The sequence below is a fragment of the Streptomyces sporangiiformans genome (assembly GCF_005768555.2).
GTDB lineage: Bacteria > Actinomycetota > Actinomycetes > Streptomycetales > Streptomycetaceae > Streptomyces > Streptomyces sporangiiformans.
Genome location: NZ_VCHX02000146.1, coordinates 25,235 through 48,994, shown reverse-complemented (window position 1 = coordinate 48,994; position 23,760 = coordinate 25,235). Strand labels below are relative to the sequence as shown.

At 70.7% G+C, this 23,760-nt stretch carries 22 protein-coding genes and 2 tRNA genes; 20 read left to right on the top strand and 4 right to left on the bottom strand.

What is annotated here, in order from left to right:
• Positions 1-282: 282 nt before the first annotated feature.
• The 5 genes from proB to FGD71_RS22285 all read left to right on the top strand — a co-directional run bounded on the left by proB (position 283) and on the right by FGD71_RS22285 (position 5,257).
• Positions 283-1,389 carry a glutamate 5-kinase gene (gene proB / locus FGD71_RS22305; RefSeq protein ID WP_119102263.1) on the top strand — a complete coding sequence of 369 codons (1,107 nt, stop codon included), beginning with the start codon at positions 283-285 and terminating at the stop codon, positions 1,387-1,389.
• A gap of 156 nt (positions 1,390-1,545) precedes the next feature.
• A complete protein-coding gene (locus tag FGD71_RS22300; RefSeq protein WP_181359256.1) occupies positions 1,546-2,010 on the top strand; it encodes a hypothetical protein in 465 nt (154 codons plus the stop codon).
• Positions 2,011-2,071: 61 nt separating this feature from the next.
• Positions 2,072-3,358, top strand: coding sequence for a glutamate-5-semialdehyde dehydrogenase (locus tag FGD71_RS22295; RefSeq protein WP_119102261.1), 1,287 nt, complete (start codon positions 2,072-2,074; stop codon positions 3,356-3,358).
• Between the two features lie 97 nt (positions 3,359-3,455).
• Complete coding sequence (locus FGD71_RS22290) at positions 3,456-4,046, top strand: SCO2584 family spore wall biosynthesis protein (RefSeq protein WP_478131099.1); 591 nt, start codon at positions 3,456-3,458, stop codon at positions 4,044-4,046.
• A gap of 143 nt (positions 4,047-4,189) precedes the next feature.
• On the top strand, positions 4,190-5,257 hold the full coding sequence (locus FGD71_RS22285; RefSeq protein ID WP_119102259.1) for an SCO2583 family membrane protein: 1,068 nt from the start codon (positions 4,190-4,192) through the stop codon (positions 5,255-5,257).
• Between the two features lie 48 nt (positions 5,258-5,305).
• On the opposite strand, the gene FGD71_RS22280 is transcribed toward FGD71_RS22285, so the two are convergent.
• Complete coding sequence (locus FGD71_RS22280) at positions 5,306-6,400, bottom strand: M48 family metallopeptidase (RefSeq protein WP_119102277.1); 1,095 nt, start codon at positions 6,398-6,400, stop codon at positions 5,306-5,308.
• A 101-nt stretch (positions 6,401-6,501) separates the two neighbouring features.
• On the opposite strand from FGD71_RS22280, the gene FGD71_RS47475 reads away from it, so the two are divergent.
• The 7 genes from FGD71_RS47475 to FGD71_RS22255 all read left to right on the top strand — a co-directional run bounded on the left by FGD71_RS47475 (position 6,502) and on the right by FGD71_RS22255 (position 10,972).
• Positions 6,502-6,657 carry a hypothetical protein gene (locus tag FGD71_RS47475; protein ID WP_162931200.1) on the top strand — a complete coding sequence of 52 codons (156 nt, stop codon included), beginning with the start codon at positions 6,502-6,504 and terminating at the stop codon, positions 6,655-6,657.
• 103 nt (positions 6,658-6,760) lie between these two features.
• Positions 6,761-6,925, top strand: a complete 165-nt coding sequence (locus FGD71_RS47470; protein WP_162931199.1) for a hypothetical protein — start codon at positions 6,761-6,763, stop codon at positions 6,923-6,925.
• A gap of 47 nt (positions 6,926-6,972) precedes the next feature.
• Positions 6,973-7,635, top strand: a complete 663-nt coding sequence (gene nadD / locus FGD71_RS22275; protein ID WP_119102258.1) for a nicotinate-nucleotide adenylyltransferase — start codon at positions 6,973-6,975, stop codon at positions 7,633-7,635.
• Between the two features lie 15 nt (positions 7,636-7,650).
• Positions 7,651-9,510: an LCP family protein gene (locus tag FGD71_RS22270; protein ID WP_119102257.1), complete on the top strand. Its 1,860-nt coding sequence runs from the start codon at positions 7,651-7,653 to the stop codon at positions 9,508-9,510.
• A gap of 152 nt (positions 9,511-9,662) precedes the next feature.
• Complete coding sequence (gene rsfS, locus FGD71_RS22265; protein WP_119102256.1) at positions 9,663-10,109, top strand: ribosome silencing factor; 447 nt, start codon at positions 9,663-9,665, stop codon at positions 10,107-10,109.
• Positions 10,106-10,798, top strand: coding sequence for a histidine phosphatase family protein (locus FGD71_RS22260; protein WP_240436710.1), 693 nt, complete (start codon positions 10,106-10,108; stop codon positions 10,796-10,798). Before rsfS ends, FGD71_RS22260 begins: the two co-directional genes overlap by 4 nt.
• A gap of 101 nt (positions 10,799-10,899) precedes the next feature.
• Positions 10,900-10,972 (top strand) — tRNA-Ala (locus FGD71_RS22255).
• A 33-nt stretch (positions 10,973-11,005) separates the two neighbouring features.
• Here the strand turns inward: FGD71_RS22255 and FGD71_RS22250 are convergent.
• Complete coding sequence (locus FGD71_RS22250) at positions 11,006-11,899, bottom strand: helix-turn-helix transcriptional regulator (RefSeq protein ID WP_119102255.1); 894 nt, start codon at positions 11,897-11,899, stop codon at positions 11,006-11,008.
• 94 nt (positions 11,900-11,993) lie between these two features.
• Here FGD71_RS22250 and FGD71_RS22245 point away from each other — a divergent pair, with 94 nt between their 5' ends.
• The 4 genes from FGD71_RS22245 to FGD71_RS22230 all read left to right on the top strand — a co-directional run bounded on the left by FGD71_RS22245 (position 11,994) and on the right by FGD71_RS22230 (position 14,160).
• Entirely contained in the window at positions 11,994-13,463 is a 1,470-nt protein-coding gene (locus tag FGD71_RS22245) for an MFS transporter (protein WP_181359255.1), read from the top strand.
• Positions 13,464-13,531: 68 nt separating this feature from the next.
• Positions 13,532-13,705, top strand: coding sequence for an IS1 family transposase (locus tag FGD71_RS22240; RefSeq protein WP_119102254.1), 174 nt, complete (start codon positions 13,532-13,534; stop codon positions 13,703-13,705).
• A gap of 3 nt (positions 13,706-13,708) precedes the next feature.
• Positions 13,709-13,942, top strand: coding sequence for a hypothetical protein (locus tag FGD71_RS22235; RefSeq protein ID WP_010986886.1), 234 nt, complete (start codon positions 13,709-13,711; stop codon positions 13,940-13,942).
• Between the two features lie 145 nt (positions 13,943-14,087).
• Positions 14,088-14,160, top strand: a tRNA-Ala gene (locus FGD71_RS22230).
• Positions 14,161-14,311: 151 nt separating this feature from the next.
• On the opposite strand, the gene FGD71_RS22225 is transcribed toward FGD71_RS22230, so the two are convergent.
• Both FGD71_RS22225 and FGD71_RS22220 read right to left on the bottom strand, forming a co-directional pair.
• Complete coding sequence (locus FGD71_RS22225) at positions 14,312-15,943, bottom strand: NADH-quinone oxidoreductase subunit NuoF family protein (RefSeq protein ID WP_119102253.1); 1,632 nt, start codon at positions 15,941-15,943, stop codon at positions 14,312-14,314.
• Positions 15,943-17,310: a ferric reductase-like transmembrane domain-containing protein gene (locus tag FGD71_RS22220; protein WP_181359254.1), complete on the bottom strand. Its 1,368-nt coding sequence runs from the start codon at positions 17,308-17,310 to the stop codon at positions 15,943-15,945. Before FGD71_RS22220 ends, FGD71_RS22225 begins: the two co-directional genes overlap by 1 nt.
• A 438-nt stretch (positions 17,311-17,748) precedes the next feature.
• On the opposite strand from FGD71_RS22220, the gene leuS reads away from it, so the two are divergent.
• The 4 genes from leuS (at position 17,749) to FGD71_RS22195 (ending at position 23,676) form a co-directional block, all read left to right on the top strand.
• Positions 17,749-20,637 (top strand): leucine--tRNA ligase, encoded by a 2,889-nt coding sequence (gene leuS, locus FGD71_RS22210; protein ID WP_119102252.1) that lies wholly within the window; start codon positions 17,749-17,751, stop codon positions 20,635-20,637.
• Between the two features lie 136 nt (positions 20,638-20,773).
• The gene (locus FGD71_RS22205; protein ID WP_119102251.1) at positions 20,774-21,505 is read left to right on the top strand and encodes a hypothetical protein; all 732 of its coding nucleotides are present in this window, start codon (positions 20,774-20,776) and stop codon (positions 21,503-21,505) included.
• 72 nt (positions 21,506-21,577) lie between these two features.
• A complete protein-coding gene (locus FGD71_RS22200) occupies positions 21,578-22,423 on the top strand; it encodes a DegV family protein (protein ID WP_119102250.1) in 846 nt (281 codons plus the stop codon).
• 182 nt (positions 22,424-22,605) lie between these two features.
• A complete protein-coding gene (locus FGD71_RS22195; protein ID WP_119102249.1) occupies positions 22,606-23,676 on the top strand; it encodes a ComEA family DNA-binding protein in 1,071 nt (356 codons plus the stop codon).
• The last annotated feature ends 84 nt before the right edge of the window (positions 23,677-23,760 follow it).

Genomic DNA, 23,760 nt, shown 5'->3' with positions numbered 1-23,760 from the left:
CTACTGCGGCCCGCCAAGCAATCTGCGGTGGGAGCAACCGGAGAATACCGGACGAAAATGCAGTGAACCTGTGACGTGCCTTTTCCGTCTTCCCTCGATCACCCTTGACCGCCTCGTGCGATCGTCTCCTTGATCGCCCGGTCGTTCGGCGTCACCCGTTCCGTCCGCCCCTCGAAATGCGGCGGCGTCCGGTGCCCCCTCTCCCGTAGATTGCAGAGACTGGGCTGGTCGGAACAGCTGGTCGGAACATTGGGGAAGCGCGTGTCATCGGCAAGACAGGGCGTGGCGGAAGCGCGCAGGATCGTCGTCAAGGTGGGTTCCTCGTCCCTCACCACCGCGTCCGGAGGCCTGGACGCGGACCGTGTGGACGCCCTGGTGGACGTACTCGCCAAGAGCCGCAGCGGAGGCGAGAAGGAGATCGTCCTCGTCTCGTCCGGTGCCATCGCCGCCGGCCTCGCCCCCCTCGGCCTGCGCCGCCGCCCCAAGGACCTGGCCCGGCAGCAGGCCGCCGCCAGCGTCGGCCAGGGCCTGCTGGTGGCACGCTACGCGGCGTCCCTCGCGCGCTACGGCGTCCGTGTCGGCCAGGTCCTGCTCACCAGCGACGACATGAGCCGCCGCGCCCACCACCGCAACGCCCAGCGCACGCTCGACAAGCTCCTCGCGATGGGCGCCCTGCCGGTCGTCAACGAGAACGACACGGTTGCCACGGACGAGATCCGCTTCGGCGACAACGACCGGCTCGCCGCGCTCGTCGCCCATCTCGTACGCGCAGATCTGCTGGTCCTGCTCTCCGACGTGGACGGGGTCTACGACGGCGACCCCAGCAGGCCCGGTACGTCGCGGATAGCGGAAGTACGCACTCCGGCGGACCTCGCGCACGTCGAGATCGGCAGCGTGGGCCGGGCCGGCGTCGGCACCGGCGGCATGGTGACCAAGGTCGAGGCGGCCCGTATCGCGGCGGCGGCCGGCATCCCCGTGGTGCTCACCTCCGCCGTGCACGTCGCCGACGCCCTCGCGGGGCGGGACACCGGCACGTACTTCCACGCCACGGGCCGCCGCTCCGCCGACCGCCTGCTGTGGCTCCAGCACGCCTCGACCCCCCAGGGCGCGCTCACACTCGACGACGGAGCCGTGCGCGCGGTCGTCGAGGGCCGCAAGTCGCTGCTGCCCGCGGGCATCGCGGCGGTCGAGGGCGAGTTCAGCGCCGGCGACCCCGTCGAGCTGCGTGACAGCACGGGCCGGGCGGTCGCGCGGGGACTCGTCAACTTCGACGCCAAGGAGATCCCCCAACTGATCGGCCGCTCCACGCGCGAGCTGGCCGCCGAGCTGGGGCCCGCGTACGAACGCGAGGTCGTACACAGGGACGATCTGGTGCTGCTGCACCCGTAAACGGCCGAAAGGGTCGCCTCGTGCCGGGAGACGTTGAGTAAAACCGCCACACGGAGCCACGCCACCTGCTCAACTTTGTTCCAGGGAGACTCCGAGTTTCAGGACCCGGTTTTCAGGATCATTGCGTACAGGACCCATTGGGTAAAGGAGGCCGTCGTGAGACGAGTGCGCCCCGGTGCGGCGTCCCGCGGTGGTGCCACCTCCCGCGCGCCCGGCGAGGAGCGGGCCCTCACCAGCGTCGCGGCCGGAGACACCTACGAGGGTGAGGAACCGCAGGACCTGCCGCGGCTGTGGCACGTCACGCTGAGCGTCTCGGGTGACGAGGCCCCGCTGAAGGAGGTCAGGCGATCGCTCGAACAGCTCGCCCACGACCATCCCTTTCTGCTGACCAGCCGGTACGCGGGCGATCACGCGGAGATCCGCTACTGGGAGGAGGCCCGCGACCTGCACGACGCGGCAGCGGTCGCGCTGCGCCTGTGGGGCGAGCACCGGCAGACCGCGAAGCTGCCGCCCTGGGAGATCGTCGGCCTGGAGGTCATCGACCGCGAGACCTACCACCAGCGGATCGCCGAGGGCTCCGGACCGCTGCCGGCGGCCCCCGTCGGAGTTCACCCCTTTTGAGCGTGTCTCGGGGTTTGGGACAACCGCTGGACCGTCGTCGCGGGCGCATTACGCTTCCCACATGACCTCGCTTTCGCCGTACGACTCGATGTCCCCGGTCACCCAGGCCGCCTACCGGGCCAAGTCCGCCGCCGCCGACCTCGCCCCGCTGCCGCGGGCCGAGAAGGACGACGCGCTGCTCGCCATCGCGGACGCGCTGGAGGTCCGTACGAGCGAGATCGTCGAGGCCAACGCGAAGGACATCGCGCGCGCCCGCGAGGCCGGCACCAGCGAGGCCATCATCGACCGCCTCACGCTCACGCCGGAGCGGGTCCGCGCCATCGCCTCCGACGTGCGCGACGTCGTGGCGCTGCCCGACCCGGTCGGCGAGGTCGTCCGCGGCTCGACGCTCCCGAACGGCATCGATCTGCGGCAGGTCCGTGTCCCGCTCGGCGTCGTCGGCATCATCTACGAGGCCCGCCCGAACGTCACGGTCGACGCCGCCGCCCTCTGCCTTAAGTCCGGCAACGCTGTGCTGCTGCGCGGCTCGTCCTCCGCGTACGAGTCCAACACCGCCCTGGTGCGCGTGCTGCGCGACGCCGTCGGCGGCGCGGGCCTGCCCGCCGACGCCGTGCAGCTCGTCCCGGGCGAGAGCCGGGAGTCCGTACGTGAGCTGATGCGCGCCCGCGGCCTGGTCGACGTGCTGATCCCGCGCGGCGGCGCCTCGCTGATCCGCACGGTCGTGCAGGAGTCCACCGTCCCGGTCATCGAGACCGGCACCGGCAACTGCCACGTGTACGTCGACGCCCGGGCCGACCTCGACATGGCGATCGAGATCCTCATCAACTCCAAGGCCCAGCGGCCCAGCGTGTGCAACGCCGCCGAGACGCTGCTGGTGCACCAGGACATCGCCGCCGAGTTCCTGCCGCGCGCCCTGGACGCCCTCGCGGAGGCCGGGGTCACCGTGCACGCCGACGAGCGCGTGCTGGCGTACGCCAAGGACTCCAAGGCCACCGTCGTCGAGGCCACCACCGACGACTGGGACACCGAGTACCTCTCGTACGACATCGCTGCCGCCGTCGTCGACTCGCTCGACAAGGCCGTGGCGCACATCCGGCTGTGGAGCTCCGGCCACACCGAGGCGATCGTCACCACCTCGCAGCAGGCGGCCCGCCGCTTCACCCAACTGGTCGATTCCACGACGGTCGCCGTGAACGCGTCCACGCGCTTCACCGACGGCGGCCAGTTCGGCTTCGGCGCCGAGATCGGCATCTCCACGCAGAAGCTGCACGCGCGGGGGCCGATGGGGCTGCCGGAGCTGACGAGCACGAAGTACATCGTCACGGGGGACGGGCACATCCGCCGCTGAGTGCGGGCACCGAGGAACCCCGAAGAAGTCGTCTCGGCAGGCGGATGAATTTCCTTACCGTCTGCCCAAAATGACACCCCCGGTCTACTCTGGATCCGTGCCGGAGGACGTGGGGGGCACGCCGTTCCCTGACGGCTGGGAGCCCGACGACGAGCGCGACCGCGGAGGCGCGGACGAAGAGTTCGCCTCCGTGGTCTTCGACGAGGACTTCGTACGGGCGGCCACGGTCCACGAGCCGACCGCCGTCGAGCGTCTCCTCGCCGCCGCCCAGGCCCGCGCCGAGGCCTCCGAGGCCGAGGCGGCACGCCGGGGACGCACCCGGGGCCCACACGACGACGAGCGCTATGACGACGGGTTCGGCCCCGACGGCCTGGGTGATTTCGGCCACGATCCGGAGCTGGACGACCTCGACGACCGTGACATCCTCCACGGCGGCTACGGAGGCCCGGGGGCATACGGGAAACAGGTCCGCTGGCACCGCCCCGTCGCCTGGGTCCTCGCCCTGGTGATGGGCATCGGCATGGTCGCGCTCGCCTTCACGGCGGTCTACCGGGGCGCCTCCTCCAGCCGCGAGGAACCGGTTCCGCCCCCCGCCTCCACCGGTGTGGACCAGAGCGGCTCAAAAGGCCCCTCGGCCTCGGCGGACTACTCCCAGCCACCCGTCTCGGCGGTACCGCGTACCCCGTGAGACCGGGACCATGCCGGGTCCCGGCCCCTGCCTCGCGGCCGGGGGACAGGCCGGGAATCCTGGGCAATTCCTGGTGAGAACCTGTCAGAAGTTGTCGTGTACCGCCGCGTTTACCAGAGGTCCGAGAGACCTACTCTGAATGTATGGGCGGGCCAGGAGACCCACCTGAGGGGGCACCCGAGGGTGCCCCTGGTGGTGGTGAGGACGAGTACCGATCCGTCGTCTTCGACGAGTCGTTCGTCCGCGCTGCCCGCCTCCAGGAGTTTTCCGCGCAGGAGCGGATCGACGACCACGCCCCGGCCGTACGGCGCAGGGCGCCGCTGCGCCGCGGGGTGTCCCGGCAGGCGCTGATCCTCGTCCTGCTGATCGCCCTCGCCTTCGGCACCGCGATCTACATGGGCGTACGCCATCCGTACCAGACCCCCGCCGCGAAGCCGACCGAGCCGCTGCGGATGACGGTGATCCCGCTCGCGCCGCAGAGCGCGGTGCCGGGCACCGCCGACACCGAGGAGCTGTACGCCCGCAGCCCGGCCCAGCAGTTCCGCATTGGCGCCGACGGCATCACGATGCCCGCCTCCCGGCGCACCGCCCACTTCTCCGACAGCCAGATCGTCACCGCCCTGACCACGGCGAAGGACTACCTCGTCGAGTCCTCGCTCGACCCGCAGGTGCTCACCGGCGGCACCGTCCGGCCCGTACGGATCCTGCTCGATCCGCAGCAGCTCGACCAGTTCGACCAGAGCTTCGACCACCCGGTCGCGGACGGGCGGCACGCGCCCACGGGCTGGCTGGTCCGCTTCGACCCGTCCCAGACCGAGCTCGCCGACTCCAAGGTCCGGGTGCAGGGCACACTGCAGGCCGCCGAGACCGACTCCGACACCCTCGAGGTCACCTCCGACCACACCTTCGTCTACGCGCTGCGGCCGACCGGTGCGGACGACGATGCCAAGGCCTCCCTGTTCACCGTCCGGCGTGAGCTGCACTTCCGCTTCGACCGCGACGACCTGCGGACGCACCAGACGGAACTCGTCGTCTCGTACGTCCAGGCCGGGCCGCTGGCCTGCGCCGAGGACGCCACGGACCATCTGCGCCCGCTGCTCGCGGGCGAGACGGCCAAGGCGGGCGGACCGGCCGGCACCGACCCGTACGCGACGGGCGGTGCCACCGCCCTGTGCGGGTCGCTGGCGGCCAGCGCCCAGCCTCGGGTGTGATCAGCCAGTCAGCAGCCCGGCCCGGGCCCAGGCCCTGATCGGCCCTGGTCAGCTGCTTCCGTTGGGGCTCTCGTCGTCGGGGCGGTCGTCTCGCGGCCGGTCCTTGGGGGCGCCGCCGCTCGCGAAGCCCCCGAACCCGCGCCGGACCCGGCCGCCGAGGTCGCCCGCGCCGCCCGCGATGTCGGTGACCAGCTTCATCAGCGGATCCTTGGAGCTGCGCACGTGGGTGGCGTAAGCGGACGCCGACTCGCGGAAGGAGTCGGAGACCGAGGTGTCCCGGTCCTCGTCGCGGCGCGGGTAGTGGCCGTCCATGATCCGCTGGTAGTCGCGGGACTCGGCCCACTTCTTCAGCTCGGCGGCCCGCACGGTGGTGAAGGGGTGGGAGCGGGGCAGGACGTTGAGGATCTTGAGTACGGAGTCGCGGAGGTCGCCCCCGGCCTCGTACTCCTCGGCCTGGGCGAGGAACGCGTCGACGTTCATCTCGTGCAGATGGTTGCCGCCCGCGATCTTCATCAGGCCGCGCATCGACGCCCGCAGGTCCTGGCCGACCAGGAGCCCGGCGCGGTCCGCGGACAGCTCCGACTTGCGGAACCACTCGCGCAGGGCCGTCACGATGGCCATGATCGCGATGTTCCCCAGCGGGATCCAGGCGACGCGGAGCGCGAGGCTGGTGAGGAAGAGCAATATCGTGCGGTAGACGGAGTGGCCGGACAGGGCGTGGCCCACCTCGTGGCCGACTACCGCCCGCATCTCCTCCTCGTCGAGCAGTTCCACCAGACCGGTGGTGACGACGATGATCGGCTCGTCGAGGCCGATGCACATCGCGTTCGGCTGCGGGTCCTGGTTGACGTACATCGGCGGGACCTTCTCCAGGTCCAGGATGTAGCAGGCGTCCCGCAGCATGACGTTCAGGTGCGCGAACTGCGCGTCCGACACCCGTACGGAGTCGGACAGGAACAGCAGCCTCAGGCTGCGCTCCGGGAGCAGTCCGCTGAGCGCCTTGAAGACGGTGTCGAAGCCGCTGAGCTTGCGCAGGGCGACCAGCGCCGAGCGGTCCGCGGGATGTTCGTACGCCCGTGAGGAGATGCCCTCGAAGCGCCTGCGCTGCCTGCTCGGTACGTTCTCGTGGCTGTCGTCTGGCATGTGGTCCCCCATGCGTCTGTTTGCCTCCAGTGCCCCCAAGGCGGGGTCCAGCCTAGGCCGATATACCGTGGACGTGCAGTACAGCGAAGGAGTCGCACGCCATGGAGTACAACCCCGAAGCCTGGCTCACCGAGGCCGCGAGCGCCGCACAGCAGCAGGGGCCGGGGAATCTCCTCCGTGTCGTGCTGATCGTGCTCGTCGTCGGCTGCGTCCTGACCGCCTGGTTCCTGCTGCGTGGCTACAAGCGGGACGACTGAGGCTCGTCCGAAGTTCCCGGAGCCGACGTGATCCGGTCGGCGGCCCCCGCTTACGATGGCCTTACGTCTGTATCCCGCCCACACCCGATAGGTCCTGCCGAAGATGAGCTTCCACAGCACCGCTGCCCAGTTGGTCTCCCTCGCCACAGAGGGCGAGGAGCACGGCGGCAACCACGAGAGCCTCAACCCCTACCTGATCGGTGGCGGCGCGCTCTTCATCCTGCTTCTGCTGCTGTGGATCACCACTCGCTTCAACCGGGACCGCTGACGGCCGCGCACCGGGCCCCCGGGGCCGGGCCGGTAGGGTCTGCACGCATGGGAGAGCAGGACATGCCTAGCGGTCCGGTGAGTGGCCGGGCGAACAACCCGGCCCACGGCCCGTCGAATCCGGGCAAACGCCGTCTGGGCGTCATGGGCGGAACGTTTGATCCGATCCACCACGGCCACCTCGTCGCGGCCAGTGAGGTCGCCGCGCAGTTCCACCTCGACGAGGTGGTGTTCGTACCGACCGGACAGCCGTGGCAGAAGTCCGACCGCAAGGTCTCCCCGGCCGAGGACCGCTATCTGATGACGGTCATCGCGACCGCCGAGAACCCGCAGTTCTCGGTGAGCCGCATCGACATCGACCGTGGCGGCCCGACGTACACGACGGACACGCTGCGCGATCTGCGCGCGCTCAACCCCGACACGGACCTCTTCTTCATAACGGGGGCCGACGCGCTCGCCCAGATCCTCACCTGGCGCGACGCCGCAGAGCTGTTCTCCCTCGCGCACTTCATCGGTGTCACCCGGCCCGGCCACGCGCTGACCGATCCGGGGCTGCCGGAGGGCGGTGTCTCGCTCGTCGAGGTCCCCGCGCTCGCCATCTCGTCCACAGACTGCCGTGCCAGGGTCGCCAACGGCGATCCGGTCTGGTACCTGGTGCCGGACGGTGTGGTGCGCTACATCGACAAGCGTGAGCTGTACCGCGGCGACTGAGCCGAGAGGGGCACCGTGAACGATCGATACGACGCTGGGTACGGGGGCGACCAGTACGAACTCGTCGGCTACGACGAGTTCGGGCAGCCTGTGTACCGGCAGGTGCCGCACCCTGGACCGCCGCAGTCTCAACAACCGCAGCCGCCGAGGCCGCCGTCTCGACCGCAGCAGCCTCAACAGCCGCCACACCGGCAGGAGTACGGCTCGTACGACCCCTACGGCTCCCAGCGGCAGGGGTACGGGTACGACCCGTACGCGACCGGGCAGCAGCACCCCGCACCGACGTACGACAGCGGTCAGCATCAGCGGGCCTCCTCCTACGACACGTACGACACATACGACACGTACGGCGCCGGTGCCCCGGGCGGGACCCCGACCGCGTACGACCCCTACGGGCAGGGCACGGGCACCGGACAGCAGCCGCGCACCACCGAGCAGAGCGCCTACCCCCGCCAGCAGGCCGCCGGGCAGACCGCCCGCATCCCGCAGCAGACCGGGCCCGCGGAGCGGTCGGCGGCCGGGCCGCCGACGCAGACCGAGCGGCAGGGGGGCCAGCGGCCGGGGGGCGAGCGATCAGCGGGCGTGCCGCGGGCCGACCGCGACTACCGCACCGAGCAGTTCGCCTTCATCGAGGATCCTGACGGCGACTCCGAAGACGTCATCGACTGGCTGAACTTCACCGAGAACCGCACCGAGCGGCGCGAGGAGGCACGGCGCCGGGCCCGCGGCCGTTTCGTCGCCCTGGTCGTCGTGCTCGCCCTGGTCGCCGTCGGCGGCGCCGGCTACCTCTGGTACGCGGGGAAGCTGCCCGGGGTGTCGTCGGACACGGAGGCCGGCGGCACGACCGCCGCCGCCGGCGCCCAGAACCGCGACGTGCTCGTCGTCCATCTGCACAACACCAAGGGCGGCGGCACCTCCACGGCGCTGCTCGTCAACAACGCCACCACCAAACAGGGCGCCACCGTCCTGCTGCCCAACTCCCTTGCCCTGACGGACGAGGAGGGCACGACGACGACCCTCGCCAAGTCCGTCGACGACGACGGCTCCTCGGGGACGAGCGACGAGCTCGACACCGTGCTCGGCACGGACATCGAGGGCTCCTGGCGCCTCGACACCCCGTACCTCAACAACCTGGTCGAGCTCGTCGGCAACATCGACATCGACACCAACGCGAATGTGCCGGACCCGGAGGCCAAGAAGAAGGGCGAGGCCCCCCTCGTCAACAAGGGCGAGGACCAGACGCTGAGCGGCAAGATGGCCGTCGCGTACGCCACGTACCGTGGCTCCGGGGAGTCGCAGAACGCGCAGCTGGAGCGGTTCGGGCAGGTCATGCAGGGGGTGCTGCGCAAGTTGTCGTCGGACCCGCAGGCCGCGACGACCACCGTGCAGACGCTCGCGCAGATCCTCGACCCTCCGCTGACCGACAAGGACCTGGGCGCCTTCCTCGCCAAGCTCGCGGACCACGCCAAGGGCGGCGACTACAAGACCACCCTGCTGCCGGTCCAGTCGGACGGCAGGCTGAGTGCCCAGGCGAGTGCCAGTGTGGTCAAGAACGTGCTCGGCGGGACCGCGAAGAGCCCCGGGAAGGACGCGGCCGTCCGGGTCGGCATCCGGAACGCCACCGGCAACAAGGACGCGACGGAGCAAGCCCGGGTCGTGCTGCTCAACGGCGGCTACACCTTCGCCGACGCGGGCAGGGCCGATGCCGCCCAGTCGGTGTCTCAGGTCACATACGCCGACGGCGCCAGGAAACAGGACGCGCTGGAGGTCGCCAAGACACTGGGGCTGCCGACCAGTTCCGTGAAGAAGGGCAAGGCCGGGGCGAACGCGGACGTGTCGGTGGTGCTGGGCCAGGACTACAAGGCCGGCGGTTAATGGTGGTTCGTGGCGGTTCCTGATGGTTCACCGCCATTCGGGCGTGACCCATCCGCCGTGATCCATTCATCACGTGAGGTGCTGTCGGCGGGCCGTGAGACCCTTGGGGGTAACCCCCTGGGGACTCCTGACCGCCGACGGAAAGCCTTGTAGTGACCGCCACTGATCGCTCTCTCGAGCTCATCAACACCGCCGCACAGGCGGCCGCCGACAAGCTCGCGCACGACATCATCGCGTACGACGTCAGCGACGTGCTGTCGATCACGGACGCCTTCCTGCTCGCCTCCGCGCCCAACGACCGCCAGGTCAAGTCGATCGTCGACGAGATCGAAGAGCGGCTGACCAAGGAACTCGACGCCAAGCCGGTGCGCCGTGAGGGCGACCGCGAGGCCCGCTGGGTGCTGCTCGACTACGTCGACATCGTGGTGCACGTCCAGCACAGCGAGGAGCGCGTCTTCTACGCCTTGGAGCGGCTCTGGAAGGACTGCCCCGAGCTCGACCTGCCCGACGACGCCAAGGCGACCCGTGGCAAGGCGGCGGAGCACGCCCGGCTGCAGGAGGCGGAGGACGCCGCCGAAGTGGGCGGAGAGCTGCGTTGAGCGGCGCGGCGGGGGCGGACGGCAGGCCGCTGTCCGAGATCGTGAAGAAGCCGGGCCGGGGGCGCAGGATCATCCTGTGGCGCCACGGACAGACCTCCTGGAACGTGGAGCGCCGCTTCCAGGGCACCACGGACGTCGAGCTCACCGAGGCCGGCCTCGGGCAGGCCCGCCGCGCCGCCCGGCTGCTCGCCTCCCTGCGCCCCGACGCGATCGTCGCCTCCGACCTGAAGCGGGCGGCCGACACCGCGGGCGAGCTGGCCGCCCTCACGGCCCTCGACGTGACGCACGACGAGGGCCTGCGCGAGACGTACGCGGGCGTCTGGCAGGGACTGACCCACGACGAGATCATCGTGCGGCACGGCGACGAGTACGCGGCGTGGAAGCGCGGTGAACCGGTGCGCCGCGGCGGCGGAGAGCTGGAGACCGAGGTCGCCGAACGCGCCGCCCCGGTCGTGCTCCGGCACGCCGAGAAGCTCCCCGACGAGGGCACGCTCGTGGTGGTCAGCCACGGCGGCACCATCCGCACCACCATCGGCCGTCTCCTCGGCCTCGAGGCCCACCACTGGGAAAGCCTCGGCGGACTGTCCAACTGCTGCTGGTCCGTCCTCGGCGAGGGCGCCCGCGGCTGGCGCCTGCTGGAACACAACGCGGGCACCCTGCCGGAGCCGGTCCTGGGCGACGACGACTAGGGCCTGTCCGGCCTTCAGGGCCTCGCAGGCCCGGATTTCACTTTCCGGCTGGTCGCAGGCTAAAGTTCCTCTTGTTCGTCCCGCCGGGCGGGAGGACGCGAGGGGCTATAGCTCAGTTGGTAGAGCGCCTGCATGGCATGCAGGAGGTCAGGAGTTCAATTCTCCTTAGCTCCACAGAAGCACTACAGAACGAAGATCCCGTTCCCTTCAGGGGAGCGGGATCTTTCGTTGTCGGCGGAGGTCTCGCAGACGGCTCGCCCGCTCGCTCGTCTCCTCGTCCTCCGGCCGGTAGACCACGATCCGGCACTCCGGCATGCCGTTGATCGTCAGCGACACCGACGTCATCCTCAGCTCGCCCACCGCCCTGTGCCGGAAGGTCTTCACGCGAGGTCCCAGCGGCGCCACGTCGCCGTTCCGCCACAGCTCGGCGAAGTGCGCGCTGGCCCGCGAGAGCCGGCGTATGAAGTCCTCCCAGGAGGGCTCACCGACATGTCTGCCGTACGCGGACCGCAGCGTGGCCACCATCACCGGCAGCTCGCTCTCCCGGAACACCAGAGGGCAGTCCCGCTCGGGCACCGTGAACAGCGTCCACAGCGCGTTCAGCCCGCCACCGCCGCCCCCGGGTGTCCGCGGCCGTGTCAGTGACACGGAGAACACGTCCCGGTAGGCGGGGTTGGTGGCGAGGATGTCGAACCGCCCGTTGTAGACCACCGCCGGATGCGGGTCGAGGGCGTCGATGATCCCCTGGATCTCCGGGCCCACCGCCAGCGCGGTGGTCTCCGGGCCTGGCTCGTACGGCACCTCCGCCAGGTGGTACAGATGCTCGCGCTCCGGCCCGTCCAGCCGCAGCGTGCGCGCCACGGCGTCCAGGACCTGCGGCGACGCGTTGATCGGCCGTCCCTGCTCCAGCCACGTGTACCAGGTGACGCCGACCCCCGACAGCTGCGCCACCTCCTCACGACGCAGCCCCGGCGTGCGGCGGCGCAGACCCGGCGGCATCCCCACGTCGGCCGGTGTCACCCGCGCCCTCCTGCCGCGCAGGAAGGCGGCCAGCTCCGACCGCCGGCGCTGTGTCGTGGCCATCGTCGTCACATCCCCCATCGTCGACGCCGCACCCGACTCCTGCCAGGTGCTGTCAGTACCAGCATCGGCGGGCTCTCGTCACCCGTACCGGCGCCCCCGCACGCTCGACGCCATGACGACGACAACTCCCGCCGACCCGGATCCCGCGACCAGTCCCAGTCCGGTCACCAGTAAAACCCCCGCCACTGACAACCACCCCGGACGCCTGCTCGCGGTAGTCCTCGCCGCCCAGTTCATGGCGCTGCTCGACGTCTTCATCGTCAATGTCGCGGTGCCCACCATCGGCACCGAACTCCACGCGTCCGGCGCCCAGTTGCAGCTGGTGGTCGCGGGATACGCCATCACGTACTCCGTGTTGCTCATCACCGGTGCCCGTCTGGGCGACCTGCTCGGCCACCGCCGGGTCTACCTCGCCGGGCTCACACTGTTCACGGCGGCCTCGCTGGCCTGCGGACTCGCCCAGGGCACCGGCGAGTTGATCGCCTTCCGGCTGGCCCAGGGAGCCGGTTCGGCGCTGATGATCCCGCAGGTGCTCAGCCTGATCCAGCGGAACTTCTCCGGCGAGGCACGGGCCAGGGCGCTCGGCGTGTACTCCGCCGTCCTCGCCACCGGTGCCGCCGCCGGGCAGGTGCTGGGCGGCGTCCTGGTCAGCGCGGACCTGTTCGGCACGGGCTGGCGGCCGGTGTTCCTGGTGAACGTGCCCGTGGGCGTCGTACTCCTGGCCCTCGGCGCGCGCGTACTGCCCCGCGACGACGCTCGGGCCCAGGAGCGCTCGCACCGCCTCGACCTGCCGGGCCTGGTACTGCTGGGCGCCGCCGTCTCGCTGCTCACGGTTCCCCTGGTGCTCGGCCGGGAGGAGGGGTGGCCGCTGTGGTCGTGGCTGTCGCTCGCCGCCGCCGCGCTGTTCTTCGCCGTGTTCTGCGCGTACGAGTCCCGGCTCGCCCGGCACGGCGGAACCCCGCTGATCGCGCCCCGGGTGCTGCGTCACCCCGGCATCGGCCTCGCGGTCTTCCGGGTCACGGCCGTGATGGCGGTCAACGGCGGCTTCCTGTTCACGCTCACCCTGCACGTCCAGGGCGGCCTGGACTACAGCGCGCTGCGCGCGGGTCTCACCTTCGCGCCGACCGCGGTGGTCTTCGGTCTGGTCGGGCTGACGTGGCGCCGCTGGCCCGCTTCGTGGCAACGCGCCCTGATCCCGCTCGGGTTCGCGCTGTCCGCGCTCTCGATGTGCGGCGTGGGTCTGGCGCTGCGGGACGGCCGCGAGGCCGGCCTCTGGCTGTATGCCGCGTTCGCCGGCGTGGGCGTGGGGCTCGCGCTCGGCTTCAGCCCGACGCTCACGCGCGCGCTCGCCACGGTGCGGCCCGAGGACGCGGCGGACGCGGGCGGACTGCTCGCCACGGTCACACAACTCGGCCAGCTCATCGGCGTCGCGGCGTTCGGCACACTCTTTTTGAACCGGCTTGAGTCACTTGGGGCCCCTGGGGCGTATACCTCATCGGACGCCCTCCTCGTGTGCATGTTCGCGCTGGCTGCGACCGCCGCCACGGGTGCCGTGTCCGGACTGGTACGCAGGCGTCGCTGACCGTATTGCTCCGGCCGTGGCAGAATCAAACGGCCGGAAGGGGGCGCGGCCCGACGGGAGGAGTGGCGATGCCAGTGAGCATCCTCAGGGAGGTCGACGACCTCGTCGAAACTGAGGTGATACGGGACCGGATCACCCGCCTCGACTGCCCTTCCTGCGGATCTGCCCACGTCGCCCAAGTCCTCGGTGACAATGGCGGGGTTTCCTACGTGTGCACGGCCTGCGGCCACAGCTGGAGCTGATTGATGGGTGCGCACAGGCGGAAGTGCGATTGGTGCGGCAGTGGCACGCCGATCGTCCGCGACATGGAACCGGTCAACCACGACTACCAGTACTGGTGCGAGGAATGCGCGCGGGCGCTGATCATAAAAGGCGACCCCATCGAGACGTACCGCGAGCTGGAGGGCGAGCCGATCTACGGCCGGCTCCTCGACGAGCACTGCACCCTCAAACGGTTCTACTCGTTCGCCACGGCCTGACGCGGTCGTTCGCCACCGCCATCGCCTGTTCCTGGGGGACGACAAACGATTTGGTGGTGCACCGGGAGGACCGTGTAATGTTGGCGTTGCCGCACCGGGGAACCGGGCGGAGCGGTCAATATGCGGCTCCGCCGCGTGGCCGCAAGGGGCTATAGCTCAGTTGGTAGAGCACCTGCATGGCATGCAGGGGGTCAGGAGTTCAAATCTCCTTAGCTCCACACCAGATGAAGGCGGGCCATCCGATCAGGATGGCCCGCTTTTTCGTGTTCTCTCGCGTACGGCTTTTTTCGTGTTCCGTCGCGTACAGCGCTGTTGGGCGGGGCGGGGCGGCCCGGTCTCCCGGGCCGCCGGAATCAGCGGCCGCCGATGTCAGCGGCCGCTGCCCAGAGCGCGGCGGCCGCGCCCCTGCGGGCGGCCCTGCGACAGGACGGGCAGGTTGTTGCGGGTCGGGGCCGAGGACCTCGTGTCCTCCTCGATGCGCAGGGCGAGTGCCGGGCAGCGGCGCACGGCGCGCAGGGCCTTGGCCTCGGCGTAGCGGGGCACCTGCGCCTGGGCGACGGTCGGGAAGCCGTCGGCGCCCAGTTCGAAGACCTCCGGAAGAATGTCGGCGCACAGGCCGTGCCCCCGGCACAACGTCCAGTCGACGTAGATCTTCTGCCGGCTGGGACCGGCCTCCAGCTCCCCTTGGCCGCCCGGGATACCGGTCGGGACCTGGCCGCCCTCGAAGAGCGGCAGCACGCCCTCCACGGGCCTGCCGCAGCCGTTGCCCAGGACGTGCGCGGCCAGGTCGTCCGTGAAGGCCTTGACGGTCGATTCCAGGAACATCGCGGAGCCGTCCGGGTGCGAACACGCACCGCGTCGCTTCACGGCCTGGGCGACCTGCTTCAGCGCTTCCAGGGCGGCCGGGCCGCCGCCGTTGAGGATGTCCTCCATGCCGCGTGCCGCGGCGGGCAGACCGAGGTAGCAGGGACCGCACTGGCCCGCGCTCTCCTCCGCCAGCCACTGCGCCACGCGCAGCGACTCGCCCAGCGGGCAGGTGTCCTGGCTGATCGGGAGAATCGCTCCCGCGCCGAGCGAACCGCCCACCGCGTCCAGGGAGTTGCGCGAGACGATCGCCTCGTTGACCGTGGCAGCGTCCAGCCACTTGCCGTGGTAGCCGCCGGTCAGCACGCCCTGCGGGACCGGCGGGGCGCCGGCCAGCTGGAGCACGTACCGCAGCGGCACACCTGTCGGCATCTCGATCACCATGGGGCGGGCGACCGCGCCGGAGACCGTGAGCATGATGGTGCCGGGCTCGTCGTACAGGCCGGTGTTGCCATAGCGCTCGGAGCCGATCCGCGCGGCGATCGCCAGCTGGGCGAACGTCTCGGCGTTGGACAGCAGCGTGGGCGCACCCCCGACCCCGCTCTGCGACGCGCTGACCTTGCGGCCTGGCGGGATCGCCGGACCACCGTCGATGGAGCGGATCAGCGAGGCGGCGGCTCCGGTCACCATCCGCACCGGATTGCGCTGCACGCGGGCGCGGAGGACCGAACCGCGCCGGTTGCTCAGACCGCGCTCGGCGAGTGCGGCCTCCATGGACTGCTGGGTGGACTCGCGCGTCACACCGACCACGAGGGTGCGGGCGCCGAGGGCCTCCGCGACCAGCAGGGCGCCGTCCAGGATGAGGTGCGGAGCGCGGTTGATCAGCACCGTGTCCTTGCGGCAGGCCGGCTCGTCCTCACTGCCGTTGACGACGACCACGGGCCGGATACCGCGGCTGATCGCCGACTCGGCGACCGACCGCAGCTTCTTGTGGAAGGGGAAGCCCGCGCCGCCGCGGCCCTTAAGGGATATCCGCTCGGCCAGCTGTGCGAGCTGTTCCCCGCCCATCGGCTCGAGCGGTCCATGCACCTTCAGGTGCATGTCCAGATCGAGTCTTTCGACGAGGTCGAAACCCGAGGTGAGCTGAGGAAGCCCGACCACGCGGACCTCGGGGACATCTGGCAGAGCGGCGTTCACTAAAAGCCTCCGGAAGGCGCGTTCCAGGGTTCGCCGGAGCTGGGTGCCTCGTAAGCACCGGGCAGCGTTTCAGTGGCGGGACCGCTGTCGTACGGGTCGTTCGTGTAGTACGTACCGAGAGGGTCGATCGTCTCACCGGTGTCGTACAAATCACTCGATCCGTACGGCGGGTTGGTGGGGGTCCCGTACGACATGCCGCCCGCGTTGGTGTCGTAGGCCGGGTTGTACGTGGTGGGCGTCTCGGCGGGGCGCGGCGGGGCCTCGTACAGCGTCGGGGACGGGGTCGGCCAGCGGGCGGCGGTGTTGTCGTCGACGCGGGGCAGCGACTCCGTGGGCTGCATTTCGAACGGGAGTTGCCCGTTCTGGGCCTGCCGGGGCTGCATCGGGTCCGCGCCGCGCGGGGTGTTGGACACCGCCCGGTAGGCCGCCGCGAAGCCGCCCGTGTCCGTGAGGGCGGAGGCCCCGGTGTCCGTGAGGGCCGAGCGCTGTCCGGTGTCCGTGAGGGCCGAGCGCTGTCCGGTGTCCGTGAGGGCCGAGCGCTGTCCGGTGTCGTACAGCGGCGACGACGTGCGCTGCTGAGGCACGAACGGCTCCTGGAAGCCCGACCGTGAACCGGAACCCGGAAGCCGGGAGTCCGCCATGGCACGGCGTGCCGGGGGCTCCTCGCGGAGGGGGCGGCTGTTGTCGGTCTCGAGCATGCCCAGAATGCGGCGGGCGACGTTGCGCCTGAACGGCTGCGGTGACGCGCGTAGGGCCAGCGCCGCCATGACCGCCACCAGGCTCAGGCCGTACAGGATCACGAAGATCGGCTTCGCCTCGCGCCCGGCGAACAGGCCGTGGATCAGCGCCGCGCACCACGCGGGGTAGGCCAGCATGTGGACCGCGCGCCAGCGGGCGGCGACCTGGACGGGGGACGCGAAGGCGCTCCTCAGGGCCCCGGTGAGGCCCGTGATGATCATCATCAGGGCGGCGGCCGCGCCGATGCCGATGAGTGCTTCCTGGCCGCTGACGCCGAGTCCGAAGGGGATCAGTGCGAGCGCCCCGACGTGGCCCAGCGCCAGCTTGACCGTGATGTGCAGCAGGAGGAACAGCAGCGACGCGACCGCGGTCGACCGGTGGACGGCCTGGGCGAGCAGCCGCTGGCGCGCCTTCAGGAAGATCTGGTCGCTGGCCACGAGGCCCCAGATCACCGACGCGCTGAGGGACACGAGCGACAGAACGCCCGCGCCGAAGTTGAGGAACTCGCGGACTGTGTCCCCTCCGACCAGCACGACTACGGGTATGAGCAACAGCGCGGCAGCGGTGATACCACCGCTGACCGAGCGGCCCGGCTGGGGAACCGAGCTCTTCTTGCTTCGAGGCTTCATGTGGGGTGTCTCCCAAACAGTTCGGGGAAGCGGTCCCGTTGCCGCACTCTAGGTCGAGACATACCGAGGGGTACGAGGTTTGAGTTATTGCGCTGTTATCTAAGGGCGACCAGGGAGTGGTGATGTCCCTATAGAGGCCCTTACGCGAAGTAATTCTTGACCTTGGTTCAGGTTTCGCGGTCTCCATCTGAGTGTGGCACGCGGTGTCGGGTGCCACCGAAAGCATGATCCAAGCGCTCGAAAGCCCGTCGCGACCCACTCGGCGGCTGCGGTACCCTGACGCCATGCGTGCCGTACGCCTTCTGCTTAGCGGGCCGCGCTGATCAGTCCCGGCCATCGAGAATCCGTGGCCGGAATCAGCGCGGCGTCCCCTCCTGTGCGAGGGGCTTTTTCATTTCCAGACCGCTGGCAGAGACGATCGATGGAGCTTTGAGGACCATGAGCGAGACGAACCCCGCTGCCGCCTCCGAGGTGGCAGCGCCGCACCGCTACACGGCCGCCATGGCCGAGGAGATCGAGGCACGCTGGCAGGACTTCTGGGAGGCCGACGGCACCTACGGGGCGCCCAATCCGAGCGGCGACCTGGCCGGTGACCCGGCGCTGGTCGCCAGGCCCAAGAAGTTCATCATGGACATGTTCCCGTACCCCTCCGGTGCGGGCCTGCACGTCGGTCACCCCCTGGGCTACATCGCCACCGATGTATTCGCCCGGTACCAGCGCATGACCGGCCACAACGTGCTGCACACGCTGGGCTTCGACGCCTTCGGCCTGCCCGCCGAGCAGTACGCGGTGCAGACCGGCACGCACCCGCGCGTGTCCACCGAAGCGAACATCAAGAACATGCAGGTCCAGCTGCGCCGGCTGGGTCTGGGCCACGATCCGCGCCGGTCGTTCGCGACCATCGACCCGGACTACTACAAGTGGACCCAGTGGATCTTCCTGCAGATCTTCAACTCCTGGTACGACGACGAGGCGAAGAAGGCCCGCCCGATCGCCGACCTGGTCGCCCAGTTCGAGAGCGGTGACCGGGCCGTACCGGGCGCCGACGGCAACGCGCGCGCGTGGGGCGACCTGAGCGCCGCCGAGCGTGCCGACGTCCTGAGCGACTTCCGGCTGGCCTACGCCTCGGACGCGCCCGTCAACTGGTGTCCCGGCCTGGGCACCGTGCTGGCGAACGAGGAGGTGACCGCGGACGGCCGCTCCGAGCGCGGCAACTTCCCCGTCTTCAAGGCCAAGCTGCGCCAGTGGAACATGCGCATCACCGCGTACGCCGACCGGCTGCTGGACGACCTGGAGGCGCTGGACTGGCCCGAGGCCATCAAGCTGCAGCAGCGCAACTGGATCGGCCGCTCCGAGGGCGCCCGCGTCGACTTCCCGATCGACGGCGAGGCCATCCAGGTCTTCACCACACGCCCGGACACGCTGTTCGGCGCGACCTACATGGTGCTGGCCCCCGAACACCCGCTGGTCGAGAAGTTCACCCCGGCCACCTGGCCGGAGGGCACCCACGAGGTGTGGACCGGCGGCCACGCGACCCCCGCCGAGGCCGTCGCCGCCTACCGCGCGCAGGCCGCGTCCAAGTCCGACGTCGAGCGGCAGGCCGAGGCCAAGGACAAGACCGGTGTCTTCACCGGCGCGTTCGCGACCAACCCGGTCAACGGCGAGCAGGTCCCGGTCTTCATCGCCGACTACGTCCTGATGGGCTACGGCACCGGCGCGATCATGGCCGTCCCGGCGGGCGACCAGCGCGACTTCGAGTTCGCGCGCGCCTTCGAACTGCCGATCCACTGCATCGTCGAGCCGACCGACGGCCGCGGCACCGATACCTCGACGTGGGACAACGCCTTCAGTTCGTACGACGCGAAGATCATCAACTCCTCCAACGACGACATCTCGCTGGACGGTCTGGGCGTCGTCGACGCCAAGGCCCGCATCACCGAGTGGCTGGAGCGCAAGGGCGTCGGTCACGGCACCGTCAACTTCCGCCTGCGCGACTGGCTGTTCAGCCGCCAGCGCTACTGGGGCGAGCCCTTCCCGATCGTCTACGACGAGGAAGGCATCGCCCACGCCCTGCCCGAGTCGATGCTGCCCCTGGAGCTGCCGGAGGTCGAGGACTACTCGCCGCGCACCTTCGACGCGGACGACGCGAACACGTCCCCGGAGACCCCGCTGTCCCGCAACGAGGACTGGGTGAACGTCACACTGGACCTGGGCGACGGCCGAGGCCCGCGGAAGTACCGCCGCGAGACCAACACCATGCCCAACTGGGCCGGTTCCTGCTGGTACGAGCTGCGCTACCTGGACCCGCACAACTCCGAGCAGCTGGTCGGCCCGGAGAACGAGCGGTACTGGATGGGCCCGCGCGACGGCATGCCGCACGGCGGCGTCGACCTGTACGTGGGCGGCGCGGAGCACGCCGTGCTGCACCTGCTGTACGCGCGCTTCTGGTCCAAGGTCCTGTTCGACCTGGGGCACGTCTCCTCGGCCGAGCCGTTCCACAAGCTGTTCAACCAGGGCATGATCCAGGCCTACGTCTACCGCGACAGCCGGGGCATCGCGGTACCCGCCGCAGAGGTGGAGGAGCGCGACGGCGCGTACTACTACCAGGGCGAGAAGGTCACCCGGCTGCTGGGCAAGATGGGCAAGTCCCTGAAGAACGCGGTCACTCCGGACGAGATCTGCGCCGAGTACGGGGCGGACACACTGCGCCTGTACGAGATGGCGATGGGCCCCCTGGACGTGTCGCGGCCGTGGGACACACGCGCGGTGGTGGGCCAGTTCCGGCTGCTGCAGCGGCTGTGGCGCAACGTCGTGGACGAGGCCACCGGTGCGGTGACGGTCGTGGACGCCGAGCCGGACGAGGACACGCTGCGCGCCCTGCACAAGGCGATCGACGGCGTACGCCAGGACCTGGAGGGCCTGCGCTTCAACACCGCCATCGCCAAGGTCACCGAGCTGAACAACCACCTGACCAAGGTGCAAGGCCCGGTCGCGCGGTCCGTCGCCGAGCCCCTGGTGCTGCTGGTCGCGCCGCTGGCCCCGCACATCGCCGAGGAGCTGTGGCGCAAGCTGGGGCACACCGACTCGGTCGTCCACCAGGACTTCCCGGTCGCCGACCCGGCGTACGTCGTGGACGAGACCGTGACCTGCGTCGTGCAGGTCAAGGGCAAGGTCAAGGCGCGCCTGGAGGTGTCCCCGTCGATCTCCGACGAGGAGCTGGAGAAGGTGGCCCTGGGCGACGAGAAGGTCGTCGCGGCACTGGGCGGCGCGGGAGTCCGCAAGGTGATCGTGCGGGCGCCGAAGCTGGTGAACATCGTTCCCGCGTAGACGTGGGGCCCGCTCGGGCGGGTGGGGGTAGTCCCCTAAGGGCGGGTTGGGGGTTCCACCGGAACCCTCGGCCCGCCTTTTCCGTTTACCGTGGAAGAGCCCGCAGGTACTGGCAGCAGGACCCGAGAGGAACGTCATGGAAGCCGTGGTCGCAGTCGTGGCGCTGATCTTCGTGCTCTTCATGGTCCTGGGGGCGTATCTGACGGTGAAGGTGGTCGGCGCCGCCAAGCGCGGGGTGGACCGCACCATCACGCAGGCCCGCCGCACGGTGGAGGAATCCACCCTCAGGGCGAAGACCCTCGCCCAGCCGGGAGCGCTCGGCGAGCTCGCCCAACTGCGCCTCTCCCTGCGTACGTCGATGCGAGCCACCCAGGACGCGCTGCACGCGGGCGTGGCCGAGGACGAGTCGCTGAAGGAGTCCCTGGGGCTCTTCGAGCGCCTCAGCGTGCACGGTCACGAGCTGGACGACGAGCTCAAGCGGCTGGAGCGTGAGCCGGACAGGGCCCGCCTCGTCGAGCGGCTGCCGGCACTGCGGGAACGTACGGAGCAGATCACGAAGTCGGCCGAAGCGCTGCGGTGGGCGGCGCGTGACCGGGCCCGGCGGTTCGCGGACGACGACCTGGACTCGCTGAGCCAGCAGATCGACATGGAGGCGGGCGCGCTGCGGCACTGGGCCACGGAGCCGCCGCCCGCCCACACGCCGCCTCCGTGGCCGGAGGCCCCGACGGCCACGGCAGACCATCAGACCTGGCCGGATGTGCCGGAGCCGCAGGCCGCGGAGCAGTCCACGCGGCCCGCGATCAACCCGCCGGGGCAGCGGCCCACGTACCCCTGGGAGAAGAAACCCCGCCCCGAGAGCACGACTTGATCGGGCCGGCCCGCCCGCAGGTGGCAGGGGCCGGGCTGCCGTCCACGCGCCCCTGCGGGTAACCTCCAGCTCATGTCCCGCCATGTCGCGATCGTCACCGATTCAACGGCCTACCTGCCGCCGCGGACGATGGAGCGCCACGGCATCACCGCGGTGCCGCTGACCGTGGTCCTCGGCGACCGGGCGCTCGAAGAGGGCACCGAGATCTCGGCCCGCTCCCTGGCAGAGGCGTTGCAGAAGCGACGGCCCGTCACCACCTCCCGGCCCAGCCCCGAGATGTTCGCCGCGACCTACCGCGAAGTCGCCGAGTCGGGCGCCACCGGCATCGTCTCGCTGCACCTTTCCGCAGAGCTCTCGGGCACGTACGACGCGGCGGTCCTCGCGGCGCGCGAGGCGCCGGTGCCCGTGCGGGTGGTGGACACCGGGATGGTCGCCATGGCCCTCGGCTTCTGCGCACTGGCCGCTGCCGAGTCCGCGGAGACGGGCGGCACGATCGACGACGCGGTGACCGCGGCGGAGAAGCGGGCCGCGGGCACCTCCGCGTACTTCTACGTCGACACGCTGGACTATCTGCGCCGCGGTGGGCGGATCGGGGCGGCGCGGGCCCTGCTCGGGTCCGCGCTGGCCGTGAAACCGCTGCTGCAGCTCGACGGCGGGCGGATCGAACCGCTGGAGAAGGTGCGGACCGCGTCCAAGGCGATCGCCCGGCTCGAGGAGATCGCGACCGAGCGGGCGGGGAGCGCGCAGGTCGACATCGCCGTGCACCATCTCGCCGCGCCCGAACGGGCGTCGGCGCTCGCGGAGCGACTGCGGACTCGGGTGCCGGGGCTGGCAGAGCTGCATGTGAGCGAGGTTGGGGCGGCTATTGGGGCGCATACCGGGCCCGGGTTGTTGGGGGTCGTGGTTTCGCCGCGGTGAGGATTGCCGGTGGCTGTGGCTGTGGCTGTGGCTGTGGCTGTGGCTGTGCCGGTGGCTGTGGCCCGGGGCGGGGCGGCGGCTGGAGGCTCCCGAGGGTGACGGAGTTATCCACAACTGGTGGGTAATCCCCGGGAATTGAGCAAGATCATCGCGATGGTGCCGTGGTGTCCGATTCTCGTCGCATGGCACTTCGATCACTTCCACGGACAGCGACCGCAACCAGCGGCCCGGGCCGCGGCCCCGTCTCCGACGGCCGAACCCGTCACCGCCGCCACCACCACCGGGGCAGGACCCGACGCCGACAGGCCTCGGCGGAGTCCCTCCGTCTGCGCGCGGAAGCCCTCTTCGTCGAACGGGCGAGAGCGCGGCAGGAGTTGGAGCATGGGCCGCCACCGGCGCGGTATGAGGACGTGACCGACACCTGGGCAAGCAGGGCAGGCCACGATCCGGGGGCCGCAAGCGGGGCCAGGGCTGAGACCGGGACCAGCGCTGGTGCCGGTGCCGGCGTCGGCGTCGGGCCCGCATGGCGGGTGCGGGCCGGGCTGGCCGTGCGGGAGCGCATGCCGTTGTGGCTGCAGTCGAGGTGCGGGCTGGAGCGAAAGAGCGTGGTCGCGCTCGCGGTGTTGCTTGTCGTGGCCGCGATCTTCGCCGTGCAGCACTTCTGGTCGGCCCGGACCCAGCCGGTGCGGACACCGGAGGTGGTCCAGGCGGCTCCCTACGAGGAGGCGACGGCGGCACCGGAATCCTCGACCGCCGCACGGGACCCCGTGGCGACGGCCGGCACCGCGATCGTGGTGGACGTCAGCGGCAAGGTGCGCGAACCCGGCATCCACCGGCTGCCGGCCGGTTCCCGGGTCGCCGACGCGCTGCGGGCCGCCGGTGGGGTGCGCCGCGGCACGGACACGGCGGGGCTGAACCGCGCGCGGCTCCTCGTGGACGGTGAGCAGGTGGTGGTCGGCACTCCGCCGGGTGCCGCGGGTCCGGGCGGGGTCGGAGGTGTGGCCGGAGGCGCGGGCACCGCGGGTACGGCGCCTTCCGGCGCGGCCGCCGCCGGTGCGACCGCTCCGGTCGCCCTCAACACGGCCACTCTTGAGCAGCTCGACACGCTGCCGGGCGTCGGCCCCGTGCTCGCCCAGCACATCATCGACTACCGCACCCAGCACGGAGGGTTCCGCTCGGTCGACGAACTCCGCGAGGTGAACGGCATCGGTGACCGCCGCTTCGCCGATCTGCAGAACCTCGTACGACCATGAGCGGGCCGCGGATCCAGGCCGCCCCTGCCGCACCCGACGGGGCCGTGCACGACCGGTCCGTCGTGCACGACCGGTCTGTCGTGC